Raw genomic sequence first — 17441 nt, 5'->3', positions numbered from 1 at the left:
CATGCTCAGCCGCACCGCCGATAGCCTGTTCTGGATGTCCCGCTACATGGAGCGCGCCGAGAACATGGCCCGCATGCTGGACGTCAGCCTGCAGATGTCCCTGCTGCCGCAGGATCCCGCCACGCGCGAACGATCCTGGCGCGCCTTGATGCGTATTTCCGAACTGCAGACCTTGTTCGACGAGCGCCACCCCGAAGGCGCGGCGCGCGACGTGCTGCGCTTCATGGTGCGCGATCCGGACAATCCCTCATCGATCTATGCCTGCCTGCGCGCCGCCCGCGAGAATGCCCGCGCGGTGCGGGGCAGCCTGACGACCGAGCTTTGGGAAACCTACAACAGCACCTGGCTGGAATTGCTGCGTCATCTGCGCGCCGAACTGCCGGAACGCAACCCGGGCGAATTCTTCGAATGGGTCAAGTTCCGCTCGCACGTGGCGCGCGGCGTGGCCCTGGGCACGATGCTGGAAGACGAGGCCCTGTATTTCATGCGGCTGGGCATGCATCTGGAGCGCGCCGACAATACCGCGCGCATGCTGGATGTGAAATTCCATGAATACGACGACGCCGCCGACGGCATGCGGCCCGATGCGCAGCGCGGCGTGGCGGTGCGCGACGAGTTCTACCGCTGGGGCGCCATTCTGAGCTCCGTGTCCGGGCTGGAGGTCTATCGCAAGGTATATCGCGACGTCGTTACGCCGGACCGGGTGGCCGAGCTGCTGATCCTGCATGGCGACATGCCGCGTTCGCTGCTCAGCTCGGTACAGGCGGTGGCGGACAACCTGGCCCTGATCTCGAACGACCGCTCGGCGGAAACCGAACGGCGCGCCGGCATGCTGTGTTCGGAACTGCGCTACGGCAAAGTGGAGGACATCATGGCCAGCGGCCTGCATGGCTACCTGGAACGCTTCCTCGACCGCGTGAACGATCTGGGCAATCGCATCAGCCACGACTTCCTGCTGCCGCTGTCGGCCTGGCAGTCCGGAGCCGTCAGGGGACAACGCGCATGAGACACTTCATCAAACACGTCACCCAGTACCGCTACACCGCGCCGGTGACCTACAGCATCCAGACGCTGCGCCTGACGCCGCGCGGCGAAGACCACCAGCGTTCGCTGCGCTGGCATATCTACGCGCCCGGCGACCTGGCCGAGCAGGTGGACGCCTACGGCAACACCACGCATACGCTGACCCTGAACCACCAGCACAACGAGATCGACCTGCTGGTCACCGGGCAGGTGGAAATCGACCCGCTGACCGATGGCCTGCTGACCAGCGAGGAAAACCGCCTGCCGGTGGACGCCTACCGCGTACCCACCGCGCTGACGATGCCGGACAGCACCATCGCCGATTTCTGCGCGCGGGTCCTGCCGCAAGGGCTGCGCGAACCGGCCGACGCGCTGAAGCTCGCCCAGGCGATTTCCGACCAGGTTGCCTACGAGCCCGGCATCACCGACGTCACCACGGCGGCCGTGCAGGTGCTGGCGCTGGGCCACGGGGTGTGCCAGGACCATGCGCATCTGTTCCTGGCCTGCGCGCGCGCGTTGGGCGTGCCGGCGCGCTATGTCAGCGGTTATCTGTACACGGTGAACGACCATGCCGCCAGCCACGCCTGGGCCGATATCTGGCTGCCGGGCGGGGGCTGGTGCAGCGTGGACATCACCAACCGGCAGTTCGCCTCCGATTGCCATTGCCGGCTGGCGGTGGCGCGCGACTACGACTCGGCCAGCCCGGTGCGCGGCGTCCGCCATGGCGGCGGCACGGAATCGATGGTGGTGAACGTGCAGGTGCAGTCAACCCAGCAGTAGACGGACGACGGCGTGGATAGCCGCTCACCGCTGGCCAAGCCGCTTATCGGCTCGCCGCTCCCCACGGCGCCGGCGGTGGCGCGGCGGACTGTTGCGGGCCACCGACGCCGCACTGTCGTTTTTTCCCCGGTTCACTAAAATGCCCGGGTTGCCTTACATCCAACGTCCATGACTTACTGTGTCGCGGCCCGCTTGCACACGGGCCTTGTTTTCCTCTCGGATTCACGCACCAACGCGGGCGTGGACCAGATCAGCGTGTTCCGCAAACTCAACGTGTTCGAACGCCCGGGCGAACGCGTCATGGTGCTGCTGACCTCCGGCAACCTGGCCATCAGCCAGTCGGTGGTGAATATGCTCTCCATGCACGACAGCGCCGACCCGGCTTCGATCTGGAACGCGCCGAACATGTTCGAGGCCACGCGCATCGTCGGCGAGGCGATCCGCGAAGTGCATCGCCGCGATGCGGAAGCGCTGCACGACCAGGGTGTGGAATTCAACGTCAATCTGATCTTCGGCGGCCAGATCCGCGACGAGCGCTGCCGCCTGTTCCAGATTTATTCGGCGGGCAATTTCATCGAGGCCCACGCCGAGTGCCCCTATTTCCAGGTCGGCGAGTCCAAGTACGGCAAACCCATCCTGGACCGCGTGCTCGACCCCGGCACGACCCTGGACGAAGCGGCGAAATGCGCGCTCATATCCATGGATTCGACGCTGCGTTCGAATATCTCCGTCGGCCTGCCGCTGGATCTGCTGGTCTACGAGTCGGGTTCCCTGCGGGTGACGCGCTTCGCCAACATCGACGAGAACAACGCCTATTTCCGGATGATCCGCGGCAGCTGGGGCGAAAAGCTGCGCCAGGTGTTCGCGGAAATCGACGATCCGGTGTGGACCAATCCGGCCTCGCCGGACAGCCTGGTCCCGGCCGGACGCATCCATCAGCCCGTGCGCGTGCTGCCCGGCAGCGCCGAACCCACCGACGTCACGCCGGTGCAGGCGCTGGCCGAGGGCAAGGAGCCGTCGCAGGCCGGCTGAGCCGCCCCGGACCGGCCAGCGCCGCGTCCCGCGGCCCGAACCGCCTGGAATGTTCCGAATGCGCGGCGGCTGCTGTCGCCGCGGCGTCTATCGACGGTGGGCGTCCGCGCCCCTGGCAATGGCGCAACTATCGTCCAGCAATTCCTCCGATGCGCCACGGTTGCCGGCCGGCGTGTAGCGCCCGTGCCTGGCGTCCTGATCCGCCTCGCCATCCAGGAAAGCGAAACCCGGCCGGCCGTCGGCCAGGGTCACGGGCGCCATGAACAAGGTGTGGGGCAGCATGTCGCCGTCGGGATATACATCCCTGGCGAGCAGGCGCACGGGATCGGTATGCGCCAGCGCGGCATCATCCGTGAGCAGGGCACGGTAGCGATGGCGCTTGCCCGCCAGGGGCGGCAGCAGGGTCCATCGCGAGTCGCTCAGCTTGCCGACGCTGGCGGCCAGCTGGGCGGCGACGTCCGGACGGATGCAGGTGACGTGGATATGCAATTGATCCTGGCTGCGGCCATAGATGGAATTCGCCGCGAAGCCGATCTGCGTGCGTTGCAACGGCAGCTTCAATACCCGCTCTACGTAGCCGCGGTTCTCATAGGCGGCGCGCCAATAGTTGGGGCCATTGGTGACCCACAGACGCGAGTCTTCGGTGCCGGTAATCGGTTCGGTGGGCAGCAGCAGGAAGGCATAGGGCTTGGCCGGGCTGTTGTCCTTCAGGACCATGTACCCGGCCTGTAGGTCCACCCTGGCGCAGGCGTTGGGCCGCGATACGTCATCCGCGGGCGGCTCGCGCGGCGGCGCGGTAGCCGATGCATGCGCTTCACGCCCGCCCGCGCCGGCGGCCCGGGACGCCTGCACGCAGTGCCGCACGACGTTCCACAGTGCGTTGCGTCGTTCCGTGATCGTCCAGCCGGGTCCGGGCACGGGAACCGCCGCGACGGAAGGGCCGCCCGCCATGGCGCCGGCCCGCGCCGGCATGGCGGCCAACGCCACCAAGCCGGCCGTCACCGCCAGCGTAAATACGAATGGAAAACTGCACACCCGGGTCGCCCGCCTTTCGATATATCCGGCCATCCGCATGCGGAGCCGCGAGTATCGTATAGGCGAAACGGCCGCATCGTGCGATCCGGCCTGGCATGCGCGCAAGGCCTGTTCAACGCAGGCAACACGGCGCGTAAACAGGCGACGCTGTCACGCCCGCGTCATATTTTGCCGGTCAGGCTTTTCCAGATCGCCATGGGCGCTTCGGCGCTGTTCAAGGTGTAGAAATGCAGCCCGGGCGCACCGCCTTCCAGCAGCTTCCGGCACAGGTCCGTCACCACGTCCACCCCGAACGACCGTATGGACGCCTTATCGTCGCCGAACTCGGCCAGCCGCAAGCGGATCCAGCGCGGGATCTCCGCGCCGCACATCTGCGAAAAGCGCGCCAGCTGCGTATGGTTGGTGATGGGCATGATGCCCGGCACGATGGGGACCGACAGGCCCTTCGCCGCCACCCGGTCCACGAAATCGAAATAGGCGTCGGGATTGAAGAAGTACTGCGTAATGGCGCTATCCGCGCCGGCGCGCACCTTATCGACGAAATGATCCAGATCGCGGGACGGATTGTCCGCCTGCGGATGCATCTCCGGATAGGCCGCGACCTCGACATGGAACCAGTCGCCGGTTTCCTCGCGGATGAAGGCCACCAGATCGCGCGCATATTTCAGTTCGCCCGCGTCACCGCCCATGCCCGACGGCAGGTCTCCGCGCAAGGCGACGACCTGGCGCACGCCCTCGTCGCGATACGACTGCAGGATGGCGCGCAGGTCGGCGCGCGTGGCGCCCACGCAGGACAGATGCGGGGCGGCCTCCACCCCCAGGTTGCGCAGCATGCGCACGGTGCCGGCGGTACCCTCGCGGGTGGAGCCGCCGGCGCCGAAGGTCACGCTGACATACCGGGGATGGATGGCCAGCATCTGCTTGGCCGCGCGCAGCAGGCGTTCCTGCGCGGCGATATCGCGCGGCGGGAAGAATTCCAGGCTGTACGCCGGCGTTGTGGTATCGGTCATGAGGCGAGCAAGGTAGACAGCAGGCCCGAGATGATGCTGTACAGGATCGCACCGATCACCGCCCACCAGAAGCCGTTGACCTGGAAGCCCTTGAGTATGGACCCGGCGAACCAGAACAACAGCGCATTAAGGACGATCAGGAAGAGACCGAGCGTGACGATGGTAATAGGCAGGGTCAGCAATACCAGCACCGGCTTGACCAGCATGTTCAGCAGACCCAGCACCAGCGCGGCGATCAACGCCGATCCGAAGCTCGCCACCGCAATACCCGGCAGCAGGTAAGCCACCACCAGCAAGGCCACCGCATTAAGGATCCAGACCAGGATCAGGCTCAGCATGTTCGATTCTCCCGCATCGAGTCGTTGAAAGGGGCGGCGATAGCGCAGAGCATCGCCGTCCCTTGCAAGACTACACCATCAATAGCGGTAGTGATTGCTCTTGAAGGGACCGTCCACCGGCACGCCGATGTACGACGCCTGGTCGGCGCGCAGCGTGGTCAGGTTGGCGCCCAGCTTTTTCAGGTGCAGGCGGGCGACTTTTTCGTCCAGCTGCTTGGGCAGCACGTAGACCTGGCCCTTTTCATAGGCTTCGTTGCGCGTGTACAGCTCGATCTGCGCGATGGTCTGGTTGGTGAAGGACGAGGACATCACGAAGGACGGGTGGCCCGTGGCGCAGCCCAGGTTCACCAGCCGGCCCTTGGCCAGCAGGATGATGCGCTTGCCGTCCGGGAAAATGACGTGGTCGACCTGCGGCTTGATTTCTTCCCACTTGCAGCCTTCCAGCGACGCGACATCGATTTCGTTGTCGAAGTGGCCGATGTTGCAGACGATGGCCTGGTCCTTCATGCGGTCCATGTGGTCGCGCGTGATGACGTTGTAGTTGCCCGTGGCGGTGACGAAGATGTCGGCCTTGTCGGCGGCTTCTTCCATGGTCACGACCTTGTAGCCTTCCATCGCGGCCTGCAGGGCGCAGATCGGGTCGATTTCGGTGACCCAGACCTGGGCGCGCAGCGCCTGCAGGGCCTGGGCGCAGCCCTTGCCCACGTCGCCGTAGCCCGCCACCACGGCGATCTTGCCGGCCACCATCACGTCGGTGGCGCGCTTGATGCCGTCCACCAGCGATTCGCGGCAGCCGTACAGGTTGTCGAACTTGGACTTGGTGACCGAGTCGTTCACATTGATGGCGGCGAAGGCCAGTTCGCCGCGCTGCGACATCTGGTACAGGCGATGCACGCCGGTGGTGGTTTCTTCCGTCACGCCGCGGATCTGCGCCAGGCGGGTCGAGTACCACTTGGGGTCGCGCGCCAGGGTGGCCTTGATGGCGGCGAACAGCACGCGCTCTTCCTCGCTGCCCGGCTTGGCCAGCACGGAGGCATCCGACTCCGCCTTGGCGCCCAGGTGCAGCAGCAGCGTGGCATCGCCGCCGTCGTCCAGGATCATGTTGGCGTGCTGGCCATTGGGCCATTCGAAGATCTTGTGGGTGTATTCCCAGTACTGCTCCAGGGTTTCGCCCTTGACGGCGAAGACGGGCGTGCCGCCTTCGGCGATGGCGGCGGCGGCGTGGTCCTGGGTCGAGAAGATGTTGCACGAGGCCCAGCGCACGTCCGCGCCCAGCGCCTTCAGCGTCTCGATCAGGACGGCGGTCTGGATGGTCATGTGCAGGCTGCCGGCGATGCGCGCGCCCTTCAGCGGCTGGGCGGCGGCGTATTCTTCACGCGTGGCCATCAGGCCGGGCATTTCGGTTTCGGCGATGGCGATTTCGCGGCGGCCCCAGCCGGCCAGGCCGATGTCGGCGACGATGTAGTCGGAAACGGATTTTTCGGAAACGGTGTTCATGGGTTGGCTCCACGTATAAACGGACGGCGCCACACCGCGGCCGAGACGTGCGCAACACCCCGGCCGATTGGGTTGCTTCTGCTACGGCCGGGATCACACCACACAGGGATTGCGCGCCCGCCTCTGCCGCGCATGCGACAAAGGTGAGCGCCGTTGCATGCCGCCACGCCCTGCGTGGACAGCCGAACTTGAGCCTGAGCCTGGCGGGGGACATCGCAATAACGTCCACCCCGTCGCAACGCTCCTCAGGCGTGGGCGATATTGTAGCGGGTCGCCGGGGTCAGAGGAACCAGTGCGTTCAACAGATCCGTGGCGACGGCGTCCCAGGTGCGGGTCAGCGCATGCTGGCGCACGACGCCGCGGTCCAGCTCGCGCGCTCGCAGGCAGGCGTCGCGCAGATCATCGCGCAGGCAACCGGTGACGCCGTCCTCGATCACCGCCAGCGGGGCGTCCGTCCGGAAGGCCCCCACCGGCGTACCGCAGGCCATGGCCTCCAGCATGACCAGACCGAATGTGTCGGTCAGGCTGGGAAATACGAAGACGTCGGCGGCCGCGTAGTACTTTGGCAACACGTCATCGGCCTGCATGCCGGTAAAACGCACGTCCGGATACTTGCGGTGCAGCCGCTCCTCATCCGGTCCGCCGCCTACCACCACCTTGCTGCCGGGCAGGTCCAGCGTCAGGAACGCGTCCAGGTTCTTTTCCCGCGCGACGCGCCCCACGCTCAGGAAGATGGGGCGCGGCAGGCCGGCGTATATGTCCCCGGCGCCCGCGGCCACCGGCCGGAAGCGCTCCGCATCCACGCCGCGCGACCATACCTGCAGATTCCCGAGGCCATGGCGCGCCACCGTATCGCGCACCGTCGGCGTCGGCACCAGCACGCGCTGCGACGGCTTGTGGAACCACTGCATGTAGCGCCACGGCAGCCATGCCGGAATGCCCATCCGTGCCTCCAGATAGTCCGGAAACATGGTGTGGAAGGAAGTCGTGAAACGCCAGCCGCGGCGCAGCGCCATGCGCCGCGCGGCCAGGCCCAGGGGGCCTTCGGTCGCGATGTGCAGGGCGTCGGGCACCACATCGCCGAGCAGCCGCTTCAGCTGCTTGCGAGGCTGGATGCACAGCCGCAGGTCGGGCTCCGACGGCGCCGGCACGGTGCGGCTGCCTTCGGGACTGATGACGATGACCTCGTGGCCCCAGCCCCTGAGAATCTTCAGCATGGTCGTCCAGGTGCGGACGACCCCGTTCACTTGCGGATGCCAGGCATCCGTAACCAGTGCGATCAGCATGGACGTTGCGACCGGCCGACGGGCCGGCGGTAGCCGGAAAGCCCCTATTTGGCACGGGGTTTATGACACCGTGGCGACAGTCATGAAGCCGCCCCATGTCCATAGCTATGAGACGAGCCGCCGAGCTACTGCCCCGCCGAAGGCCGGGTACAACGCCACCGTGGCTCGGCGCCGCCGTCGCCGTCACGGGCGGAAACAGCGCGGGGTGGGAGCAGCAGCCGGCAGGAGCAGGGTGCTAACGCCGCGGATACCCCTGCGCCTTGATGCGGTGCCACACGACCTGCTTTTCCTCATCCGTCATGAAGACCCAGTTCGCCACCTCCATGGCCGTACGGCCGCAGCCGCGGCAGACATCGTCGAACAGGGTGGAGCACACGGCGACGCAGGGCGAATCCGTGGCAGAAAGGCTGCGGCCAGGCCCAACCGCGGACGGCGGGCAAAGATCGGGAACGGGGACAGGCATGGCTCAAGGATAGCACCCGCGGCACCCCTCCCTAACCCGACGCCACAGTCTTTCGCGGGCGCCCTCCTTTTGCACCATTCCGCCGTGAGGCGTGAGCCTTCGAAGCTGTGCTGCGTTGGCCGTTACGCGTTGCCACTACGCTGGCAGCCATCTCCATGAGCGGCTCGCTCGCGGACACCAGACCGGCGATGGAAATGTGCAGGTCGCGCTCATTCAGACAGAGCGCGGAACCTGCCAAGCCAACCTCAATGCGCTTGAGCTCGGCAATCTTCAGTTCCGCAAACTCGGCATAGTTCGTGACCGGAAGAACCAGGGCAGTGCGGTCCATAAAACTGATCAGGAGGGACTTGAGCGCCGGGAGATATCTCACGCCTACAGCGGCGGTCGATTCCACCCTTGGCGGTCCGCACCCAGGCTAAGGCCTGGCCCGACGTCCTAACCGAAAAACGCCACCGCTTCGGCGCTGATCTCGTCCGGCAGTTCTTCGGCCAGATAGTGCGCGCCATCGACGGCGTGGCCATCGACGGTGGCGGCGACGTTGCGCCATAGGGCAAGCACGTCGAAATTGCGGCCTACCGCGCCGCGGGCGCCCCACAGGACGCGCAGCGGGCACTCGACCCGGCGGCCGGCGGCCCGGTCCGCGCGATCGTGTTCCAGGTCTATGGTGGCGGACGCGCGATAGTCCTCGCAGATACTCGTGGGCAGGCCGGGCGAGGCCGCGCAGCGTTCGTATTCAGCCAGGGCGCGCGGATCGAAAATCGCCAGGCCGCCGGGACGGCCGCCCATGATCGAGCGGACGTAGAACACCGGGTCGCGGCCTATCATGGTTTCCGGCATGGGCGCCGGCTGGATCAGCCAGAACCAGTGGTAGTAGGCCTGGGCGAAGGCGCGCGTGGTGTTCTCATACATGTCGAGCGTCGGCGCAATGTCCAGCAGCATCATGCGCCGCACGCGATCGGCATGATCCAACGCCAGCCTATGCGCCACGCGCGCGCCGCGATCATGCGCCAGCACGTTGAACCGTTCATGGCCCAGCTGGCGCATGACGTCCGCCATGTCCGCGGCCATGACCCGCTTGGAATGCGCGGCATGGTCCGGCGCGGCGTCGGGTTTGCCGCTATCGCCATAGCCGCGCAGGTCCGCCGCCACGCAGGTGTAGCGCGCGGTCAGCGCCGGCCATACGCGGTGCCACATGGCGCTGGTCTGCGGATGGCCATGCAGCAGCAGCAAAGCAGGGCCTGCTCCAGCCACCCGCGCCGCGATCCGCGTGCCCCGCACGTCGAACCGGCGCACCGGCACGTCGAAAAAAGATGCCATGGATATGTCTCCCGAAGCTCCTGCGACGCAGCTTACCGCGCGCCTAGGCGCGTGATCCAGCGAGCGCCCGGCGCGCATTGTCCTCGAGCCAAGGCCGCTCGCGCCAGTGGCGCGTCTCGAATGCCGCGATCGCATCCTGCCGCGCAAGCGTGGCATCGACCATATCGTGCCCATGCAGGAACATATCGCGATGGCGCTCGGATAGCTCGAAGCCCGCCACATTGCCCGATCCCGCGTCCACGAGCCCATGCAGGACATCGATGCGCAGATGCGCCCGCGCCGGATCGGACACTTGCGCCAGCAAGGCCTGCACGCGCGTCTGATCCAGCGCGACCAGCAGTAGCCCGTTATTCATTGCGTTGAAGAAAAAAATCTCCGCGAAACTGGGCGCGATCACCGCGCGTATGCCGTATTGCAGCAGCCCCCACACCGCGTGCTCGCGGCTGGACCCGCAGCCGAAGTTCGGCCCGCCCACCAGGATGCAAGCCTGCCGCCAAGGCATGCGGTTCAACACGAAGTCCGGCCGCTCGTGGCCCGCGTCGTCGAAACGCATGTCGTAGAGCAGTCCTTTATCCAACCCCTGCTTGTCGATGCCGCGCAGGAACTGCTTGGGCATGATCTGGTCGGTATCCAGGTTGCTGTATGGCAGCGGCGCGGCGCAGCCTTCGATGATGTTCATGTCGCCTTATCCCTCGCTATCCGCCGAGCCCATGCCGAACATGCGCACATCGGTAATGCGGCCCGTCAGCGCCGCCGCGGCGGCCATCAGCGGGCTCATCAGGTGCGTACGGCCGCCGCGCCCCTGGCGGCCTTCGAAATTGCGGTTCGTCGTGGACGCGCAGCGTTCCCCCGGCGCCAACGCGTCATCGTTCATGGCCAGGCACATGGAACACCCCGGCTGACGCCATTCGAAGCCGGCGTCGATCAACTGCCGCGCCAGGCCTTCGGCTTCCGCCTGCCGCCGCACCGCGCCCGAGCCGGGCACGACCATGGCGCGCACGCCTTGCGCCACGCGGCGCCCGCGCGCCAGCCCGGCGACGGCGCGCAGGTCTTCGATCCGCCCGTTGGTGCATGAGCCGATGAACACACGATCCACGGGCAGACCGTCCAAGGCCTCGCCCGGCGCAAGACCCATGTACTCGATGGCCTTGCGCAGCGCCATGCGCGCCAGCGCATCACCTTCGCCATCGGGATCCGGCACCTTGCCGGTGACGGGCAGCGCCTGGTCCGGACTGGTGCCCCAGGTCACGTACGGCGCGATCGCGGCGGCGTCCAACTGGTGCTCCGCGTCGAAGCCGGCATCCGGGTCCGTGTGCAGGTCGCGCCAGTCAGCCAGCGCCAACCGCCATTCGTGCGCGGAAAGATGCCCGGCGTGGGCGCGCACGTAGGCGATCGTCACAGCGTCGGGCGCGATCAGGGCGGCGCGGGCGCCGGCCTCCACGGTCATATTGCACAGGGTCATGCGGCCTTCGGCGCTCAGCGCGGCCACCGCCTCGCCACAGAACTCGACCGCATAACCGCGCGCGCCCTGCGCGCCCAGGCGACGGACGATGTGGATCACCAGGTCCTTGGCCGTGGTCCCCGGCGGCAGCACACCGTCGACGCGCACGCGCATGGTCTTCGCCAAACGATAGACCAGCGTCTGCGTCGCCAGCACGTGCTCGACTTCCGAGGTACCGATGCCGAAACCCAGCGCGCCCAGCGCGCCATAGGTGGTGGTATGGCTATCGCCGCACAGCACCGTCATGCCGGGAAGAATCATGCCGCGCTCCGGCGCCACCACGTGCTCGATGCCCTGGCCCGGATCGGTCGTATCGAACAACGCGATGCCGTGGGCCACGCAATTGCGTTTCAGGTTGCGCGCCTGCAGGGCCGAAGCGGGATCGGCGATCACGCGCTGCGCCGGCGGCACCGGATGCGTGGGTATCACATGATCCACCACGGCCACCTGCTGGCCCGGACGCCGGGTACGCAACGTGCGATCGTCCAGGCCGGCGAAAGCCTGCGGGCTGGTGTATTCGTTCATGATGTGCAGGTCGGCGTACAGCAGCACGTGCCGGGCGTCGAGGCGTGCCACTTCATGTGTACGGACCAGCTTCTCGTAAAGGGTCAGCGCGGCCATCTCATGGCTCCGGTATGGATGTACGGAGGCAGTTTAGGCGCGCGCCAGATCTTTATAATCAAGACAGACTGGAAGCATCTTTCAATCTGGCTTAATAATGGATTCCCTATCGGAACTCGCGTTTTTCGCCCTGCTGGCGCGCCACGGCAACCTATCGGCGACGGCGCGTGAACTCGGCCTGACGCCGGCGGCGGTCAGCACCCGGCTGGCCAAGCTGGAGCAGCGCCTGGGCGTACGCCTGCTCAATCGCACCACGCGCCGCGCCAGCGTCACGGAAGAAGGCGAACGGTATCTGGCGGAAGGCACGCGCATCCTGGGCGACCTGGACGCGCTGGAACGCCGGATCGCCGGCAGCCGCGTGCAGCCGCGCGGCCTGCTGCGGGTCAACGCGACCTTCGGCTTCGGCCGCAGGCATATCGTTCCCGCGGTCGCGGATTTCGTGCGCCGGTATCCGGAAGTGGAAGTTCAGATGCATCTGACGGATCGCCCTTTGCCGCTGCGCGACCAGGGCTATGACGTAGGCATACGGTTCGGCGATCTTCCCGACGCCAGGCTGACCGCGCGTCGCATCGCCGGCAATCGCCGGCTGCTGTGCGCCGCGCCGGCCTATCTGGAAGCACACGGTACGCCGCAATCGCCGCGCGAGCTGCAGCAGCATGCCTGCCTGGTCGTACGGGAAAACGACGCCGCCTATGGGACCTGGCATCTGCGCGCCGGCCAACGCACCGAAACCGTCAAGGTGCGCGGTCCGCTAAGTTCGAACGATGGCGAAAGCGTTCTGCAATGGGCGCTGGCGGGCCATGGCATTGTTCTGCGTTCCGAGTGGGAGGTCGCGCCCTACCTGCGATCACGCAGGCTGGCGACCTTGCTGCAAGGCTGGATGGCGCCGCCGGCCGACATCCATGTGCTGTATGCGGAACGCGGCAAGCTGCCGGCCAAAGTGTCGGCCTTCGTGGATTTCCTGCTGGAGCGTTTCGCCGACCAGCGGCGGCGGGTGGGCAGGCATGAATTGCTTTGGTAGGAGCGCCCGGCCGCCTGCCTCGACCCGGCTGATTCACGCTTCGCGCGGCACTGCCCGCAGCACTTCTTCAAGCCGGGCGACGTCCACCGGCTTGGACAGATACTGATTGAAACCGACCTTCGCGCCGCGCTCCATCATCGCGGTCGCGGTATACCCGGACAAGGCCACCAGAAAACTGTTCGCCGTCGCCGATGACCGGCGCAAGGCGGCGGCCACTTCGAAACCATCCACGTCCGGCAATCCGATATCGATCACCACCACCTGCGGCGCCAGCGCCTGGGCGCTGGCCAGGCCGGCCTCGCCATTGCCGGCCGTGGCCACGGTGTGGCCGGCATCCTGCAGCAACAGGCGCATGGACTGCACGGCGTCTTCGTTATCGTCGATCAACAGCACGCGCAGGCCGCCGTTGCTGGGGGCCTGCGCCGGCGCCGGCGCGGCCGCCACCGCGCCAGGCTCCGCCAGGCGCGGCATATTGACGGTAAAGGCACTGCCCTGCCCCAGGCCCTCGCTGGCCGCGGTCACGATGCCGCCATGGGCGGCCGCCAGCCGCTGCACCAGGGTCAGGCCTATGCCCAGGCCCGCGTCCTTGCGGCCCAGGCTGGTGTCGGCCTGTGAAAACAGGTCGAAGACGCGCGGCAGCATATCGGCGCCTATGCCTATGCCGTTGTCCCGCACGATGATTTCCACGCGCTCAGCGCCGGCCCGGACTTCCAGCTGTATCAGGCCCCGCTCGGGCGTGTAGCGTGCCGCGTTGTGCAATAGATTGCTCAGGATCTGCCGGAAGCGCACGCGATCGGCGCGCACCCACACATCGGCCGGCGGCGGCAGGTAGTCCACCGTATGGCGCTTGGCGTTGATCGCACCCTGGGTCATCTCCAAGGCCTGGTCCACCAACTCGCCGACAGGCAGCGCCTCGTGGTTAAGCTCGATCTTGCCGCGCGTCACCCGCGAAACATCCAGCAAGTCGTTGACCAGCCGGGCCAGCTGCTCGGTCTGCCGGGACACCAGCGCGGTCAAACGGCGCGTATCGTCAGGGCTGGCGTCGCGCTTGCGCTTCATCAGCTCCAGCGCGGTGCCGATGGCCGACAGCGGATTGCGCAGTTCGTGCGCCAGCATCGCCAGGAATTCATCCTTGCGTTCATCGGCGCGTTCGAGTTCCGCCTGGCGCAGCTGCAGCTGTTCCAGCGTCAATAGCATTTCGCGGTTCTGCTGCTCCAGCTCTTCCACCGGCGTCTGCAATTTGCGCCGCGCCAGCTTCTCGATCAGGCTGGCCAGGTGTTCCGGTTCGATGGCGGGATGGAACACGGGCAAGCGCATTTCCAGCGTCACGGTCGTGCCCTTGCCCGGCGCCGATTCGATATGGAAACGATCGACCAGCCGCCGCGCGCCCCTGATGCCCAGCTGGACATTGCCATCCGCGCGGTTCGTGCCGGACAGTATCGCCGGCAGGTCCGTGATGCCGGGGCCGTCATCGGCGATGGTCACGATGATGGCCTGCGGTTCCGTCGCGCTCGCCGGACAGAACCCAAAATCGATGCGGCCGCCGCGGGCGTAGTCCACCGCATTGCGGGCGATCTCCGACACCGCCGTCACCAGGCGGGTACGCTGCAGGTCCTCCAGCCCGAACACGTCGCCGACCTGGCGCGTGCGGTCGCGCGCGCCGACCAGGCCCTGGTCGCTCGCGATGCGGGTGCTCAAGATTCGGTGGTTCATGTAGGGCAGCCCTTTGCGACGGCAACAGTCGCGTCATCCGTTGACCTCGCATAATCCCGATGCATGACGCCCGCAATCAGGGAGGGATGGCGCGCCAGCAGCGACGCCTGCTGCGCCAGGTTCCAGCGCGACGACAGGCCATCGCTGGCCAGCACCAGCGTGGACGTCGGCGTCCAGGTATACGACTGCTCGCGTATCGCCCGCACGCTGTAGCCCACGATGCCGTCCATGGACGGCAACCGCCGCTGTTCGTGGTTCTGGACGAGCACGGCCGAGATATTGCCGATGCCCGCGAACTCCATCGTCCCCAGCATGGGCCGTACCACCGCGATGGCCATCACGACGCCGCGCGTATGCTTGAGCTCTTTGTGCGCCGCGCGCACGATGTCATACGGCGTCGCGGCGCCATCGGCCTGGTGGAATACGGCCACCGCCTGCGTCGCGGCGTAGCATGCCTGGGGACCATGTCCCAGCCCGTCCACCGCGACCACCCATAAGGCGCCGTCGACCCAGCGCGCCGACCAGGCATCGCCGCAGGACTCCTGTCCGGCCTTGGCGGTCGTCAGGCCGCTGACCTCGATGGGACGGCGGCGAACCGGTAGCGCCGCGGCGTCGACGGGCATGTCTTCGGTCAGGCGCGCCAGGATCGCGGTGCCGGCTCCCTGGGACGTATGTATATCCACGTGGGAGGACAGGCGGGCGATGGCGCCCAGCCCGAATCCCAGGCTGTTGCCGGTGGAAAACCCGTCGTTCATGCTCTGCTCGAGCGACGCGATGCCAGGGCCTTTGTCCAAGGCCAGGATCTCCAGGCCGGGCTCGCCGGGCGCCGGGCAGGGGCGCACGATCACTTCCCCGCCGCGCCCGTATTTGACCAGGTTGGTCGCGAGCTCCGTCATCACCAGCGCGGCGCGGTTCTGCAGCGTTTCCGACAGCCCGTTGTTCTGCGCGGTCGTCACGGCATGGCGGCGCGCCTCCGATATCTGGCTCTGCTCCGTGACGCTTAGCGGCGTTTCCATTGCGTCAGGCTCACGCGGGTACCTTGCCCCGGTTGGGATTGCACGTCGAATTCACTTACCAGGCGTTTTGCCCCGCCCAGCCCCAGGCCCATGCTTTTCGCGGTGGAAAAACCATCGGTCAGCGCCTGCGACAGGTCGGCGATGCCCGGCCCCGTGTCCTCGAAATAGAGGCGCAGCCCGCGCACGCCATCGTCATTGACGATTTCCGTAATGGTCATGCGGCCGCCCAGGCCGTGCACCAGCGTATTGCGGCCTATTTCACTGGCCGCGGTGACGAACTTGGTACGGTCCAGGGTACCGAACCCCACCTGGGACGCCCATTCCTGTACCGTCCGCCGCACCAGGCTGAGCTGATCCTGGGTGCGGATTTCGAGTATGGTCTGCCGGGTTTCGGTTATCACGCGATGTCCGGGCCATAGCCATCCGACAGCCGCAGGAGCTCCATGCCCTTGTCGACGTTCAGGGCGGTCTTGATCCCGGTCAGCGACATACCCAACTCGATCAGGGTGATGGCTACCGCCGGGCGCATGCCGACGATGACCGTATTGGCGTCCATGATGCGCGCCATGGCGGCGATATGGGCCAGCGTGCGGCCGATAAAGGAATCGACGATTTCCAGGGCCGAGATGTCGATCAGCACGCCGCGCGCGTGCGTCCGCGACAACTGTTGCGTCAGGTCATCCTGCAGGGTGATCGCCAACTGGTCATGCAGTTCGACCTGTATGGTGACCAGCAGGTAATCCTGCAATTTCAATATCGGAATGCGGTCCATGGCCTATGCCCTGCCGCCCTGCAGGCGGGCGACTTGCTGTCCCGTCTTGTACAGGGCCACGCGCAAGGCTTCCGCCAGGGTCGACTTGGTCACGACGTCACCCAGCTCCACGCCCAGGTGGACGATGGTCTGGGCGATCTGCGGCCGGATGCCGCTGATGATGCATTCGGCGCCCATCAGGCGCGCGGCGGCCACCGTCTTCAACAAATGCTGGGCGACCAGCGTATCCACCATCGGCACGCCGGTGATATCGATGATGGCGATCGTGGCTTCGTGTTCGACGATGCCTTCCAGCAGGCTTTCCATGACGGTTTGGGTACGTTCGCTGTCCAGCGTGCCGATCAGCGGCAACGCCAGGATGCCGTCCCAGACCTGGACCACGGGCGTGGAAAGCTCCAGCAGTTCCTGCTGCTGGCGCTGGATGATCTGCTCGCGGCCCTTCTGGTAGGCCTCAACGGTATGCAGCCCGAGCGCGTCCAGGACCACTGTCAGCCTCCAGAACTCATCGGCCAGGCGCGCCGGATCATCGCCGAACTCGCGGCGCAGCGACGACAACAGCGGCTGCTTGAGGGAGAACACGAACACCGCCGTATCGGACGGGGAAAAACCCTGCACCGCGCGGCTGCGCGACAGCGCCGCCAGGAAGGCCCGGACTTCATCCCAGGCGGCTCCCGGCATGCGCGGGTCCATGTTGTCCTGGAGGGCGGCGGTAAAAACGTTAAGGAAGTTGGCGCACTGGGCGCGCAGTTCCGTGTCGTTGATCAGTCCTTTCGCATTGGAGGACTCCAACTGCAAACCAACCCATTCCTTCAAGATGGTCTGCTCGGTCTCCCGCACGATAGCGGACAAACTGCGGCTGGATACGCTCACGTAATGCTCCAGGATAGGCGTGGTGGGTGCGGCAACGACCCTATGATCGCGCCGGCCCCGGGGAAGCGGGGCCAAAATGCCGCACAGGTTAACAGGTCGGCAGAGAACCTGTATTCGGCTGCGACGATGCGTTTGGACGGCCGCGC

19 protein-coding genes and 1 riboswitch are annotated in these 17441 nt (G+C 66.5%); of the genes, 4 read left to right on the top strand and 15 right to left on the bottom strand.

The window, feature by feature from the left end:
* The first annotated feature begins 1 nt into the window (after nucleotide 1).
* From ACNA0R_RS01645 to ACNA0R_RS01635, 3 genes are all read left to right on the top strand, one after another.
* A complete protein-coding gene (locus ACNA0R_RS01645; RefSeq protein WP_415824135.1) occupies nucleotides 2-1006 on the top strand; it encodes an alpha-E domain-containing protein in 1005 nt (334 codons plus the stop codon).
* Nucleotides 1003-1803 (top strand): transglutaminase family protein, encoded by an 801-nt coding sequence (locus ACNA0R_RS01640; RefSeq protein WP_415824134.1) that lies wholly within the window; start codon nucleotides 1003-1005, stop codon nucleotides 1801-1803. Before ACNA0R_RS01645 ends, ACNA0R_RS01640 begins: the two co-directional genes overlap by 4 nt.
* A 168-nt stretch (nucleotides 1804-1971) precedes the next feature.
* Complete coding sequence (locus tag ACNA0R_RS01635; RefSeq protein ID WP_415824133.1) at nucleotides 1972-2835, top strand: peptidase; 864 nt, start codon at nucleotides 1972-1974, stop codon at nucleotides 2833-2835.
* 87 nt (nucleotides 2836-2922) lie between these two features.
* On the opposite strand, the gene ACNA0R_RS01630 is transcribed toward ACNA0R_RS01635, so the two are convergent.
* From ACNA0R_RS01630 to leuC, 10 genes are all read right to left on the bottom strand, one after another.
* Nucleotides 2923-3870 carry a CDP-diacylglycerol diphosphatase gene (locus ACNA0R_RS01630; protein ID WP_415824132.1) on the bottom strand — a complete coding sequence of 316 codons (948 nt, stop codon included), beginning with the start codon at nucleotides 3868-3870 and terminating at the stop codon, nucleotides 2923-2925.
* A 161-nt stretch (nucleotides 3871-4031) separates the two neighbouring features.
* Nucleotides 4032-4880 (bottom strand): methylenetetrahydrofolate reductase [NAD(P)H], encoded by an 849-nt coding sequence (gene metF, locus ACNA0R_RS01625; RefSeq protein WP_415824131.1) that lies wholly within the window; start codon nucleotides 4878-4880, stop codon nucleotides 4032-4034.
* The gene (locus tag ACNA0R_RS01620) at nucleotides 4877-5215 is read right to left on the bottom strand and encodes a phage holin family protein (RefSeq protein WP_415824460.1); all 339 of its coding nucleotides are present in this window, start codon (nucleotides 5213-5215) and stop codon (nucleotides 4877-4879) included. The genes metF and ACNA0R_RS01620 overlap by 4 nt, the downstream gene beginning before the upstream one ends.
* Before the next feature lie 81 nt (nucleotides 5216-5296).
* Nucleotides 5297-6715: an adenosylhomocysteinase gene (gene ahcY, locus ACNA0R_RS01615; RefSeq protein ID WP_415824130.1), complete on the bottom strand. Its 1419-nt coding sequence runs from the start codon at nucleotides 6713-6715 to the stop codon at nucleotides 5297-5299.
* A gap of 138 nt (nucleotides 6716-6853) precedes the next feature.
* A riboswitch (S-adenosyl-L-homocysteine riboswitch) is annotated at nucleotides 6854-6968 on the bottom strand.
* On the bottom strand, nucleotides 6961-8001 hold the full coding sequence (locus ACNA0R_RS01610) for a glycosyltransferase family 4 protein (RefSeq protein ID WP_415824129.1): 1041 nt from the start codon (nucleotides 7999-8001) through the stop codon (nucleotides 6961-6963). Its footprint overlaps the riboswitch before it by 8 nt.
* Before the next feature lie 235 nt (nucleotides 8002-8236).
* Nucleotides 8237-8464 carry a DUF1289 domain-containing protein gene (locus ACNA0R_RS01605; RefSeq protein WP_415824128.1) on the bottom strand — a complete coding sequence of 76 codons (228 nt, stop codon included), beginning with the start codon at nucleotides 8462-8464 and terminating at the stop codon, nucleotides 8237-8239.
* Nucleotides 8465-8495: 31 nt separating this feature from the next.
* Nucleotides 8496-8834, bottom strand: a complete 339-nt coding sequence (locus ACNA0R_RS01600) for a DUF2442 domain-containing protein (RefSeq protein ID WP_415824459.1) — start codon at nucleotides 8832-8834, stop codon at nucleotides 8496-8498.
* A 65-nt stretch (nucleotides 8835-8899) separates the two neighbouring features.
* Nucleotides 8900-9781 carry an alpha/beta fold hydrolase gene (locus tag ACNA0R_RS01595; RefSeq protein WP_415824127.1) on the bottom strand — a complete coding sequence of 294 codons (882 nt, stop codon included), beginning with the start codon at nucleotides 9779-9781 and terminating at the stop codon, nucleotides 8900-8902.
* 43 nt (nucleotides 9782-9824) lie between these two features.
* Nucleotides 9825-10460 (bottom strand): 3-isopropylmalate dehydratase small subunit, encoded by a 636-nt coding sequence (gene leuD, locus ACNA0R_RS01590; RefSeq protein WP_415824126.1) that lies wholly within the window; start codon nucleotides 10458-10460, stop codon nucleotides 9825-9827.
* A 6-nt stretch (nucleotides 10461-10466) separates the two neighbouring features.
* Nucleotides 10467-11903, bottom strand: coding sequence for a 3-isopropylmalate dehydratase large subunit (leuC, locus tag ACNA0R_RS01585; RefSeq protein WP_415824125.1), 1437 nt, complete (start codon nucleotides 11901-11903; stop codon nucleotides 10467-10469).
* 97 nt (nucleotides 11904-12000) lie between these two features.
* Between leuC and ACNA0R_RS01580 the strand changes: the two genes are divergently transcribed.
* Nucleotides 12001-12924: a LysR family transcriptional regulator gene (locus ACNA0R_RS01580; RefSeq protein ID WP_415824124.1), complete on the top strand. Its 924-nt coding sequence runs from the start codon at nucleotides 12001-12003 to the stop codon at nucleotides 12922-12924.
* Nucleotides 12925-12957: 33 nt separating this feature from the next.
* On the opposite strand, the gene ACNA0R_RS01575 is transcribed toward ACNA0R_RS01580, so the two are convergent.
* The 5 genes from ACNA0R_RS01575 to ACNA0R_RS01555 are packed head-to-tail and all read right to left on the bottom strand — an operon-like array spanning nucleotide 12958 to nucleotide 17295.
* On the bottom strand, nucleotides 12958-14637 hold the full coding sequence (locus tag ACNA0R_RS01575) for an ATP-binding protein (protein ID WP_415824123.1): 1680 nt from the start codon (nucleotides 14635-14637) through the stop codon (nucleotides 12958-12960).
* Nucleotides 14634-15653, bottom strand: a complete 1020-nt coding sequence (locus ACNA0R_RS01570; RefSeq protein ID WP_415824122.1) for a SpoIIE family protein phosphatase — start codon at nucleotides 15651-15653, stop codon at nucleotides 14634-14636. The genes ACNA0R_RS01575 and ACNA0R_RS01570 overlap by 4 nt, the downstream gene beginning before the upstream one ends.
* Entirely contained in the window at nucleotides 15638-16054 is a 417-nt protein-coding gene (locus ACNA0R_RS01565) for an anti-sigma regulatory factor (protein ID WP_415824121.1), read from the bottom strand. Before ACNA0R_RS01565 ends, ACNA0R_RS01570 begins: the two co-directional genes overlap by 16 nt.
* Nucleotides 16051-16425: an STAS domain-containing protein gene (locus ACNA0R_RS01560; protein ID WP_415824120.1), complete on the bottom strand. Its 375-nt coding sequence runs from the start codon at nucleotides 16423-16425 to the stop codon at nucleotides 16051-16053. Before ACNA0R_RS01560 ends, ACNA0R_RS01565 begins: the two co-directional genes overlap by 4 nt.
* Nucleotides 16426-16428: 3 nt before the next feature.
* Nucleotides 16429-17295, bottom strand: coding sequence for an STAS domain-containing protein (locus ACNA0R_RS01555; protein ID WP_415824119.1), 867 nt, complete (start codon nucleotides 17293-17295; stop codon nucleotides 16429-16431).
* Nucleotides 17296-17441: the final 146 nt, after the last annotated feature.

Origin of the sequence: Bordetella sputigena, from assembly GCF_965137885.1 — a bacterium.
In the GTDB taxonomy this organism is placed as follows: Bacteria; Pseudomonadota; Gammaproteobacteria; order Burkholderiales; family Burkholderiaceae_B; genus Bordetella_C; species Bordetella_C sputigena.
This window is presented reverse-complemented; position numbering and strand designations above follow the sequence as displayed.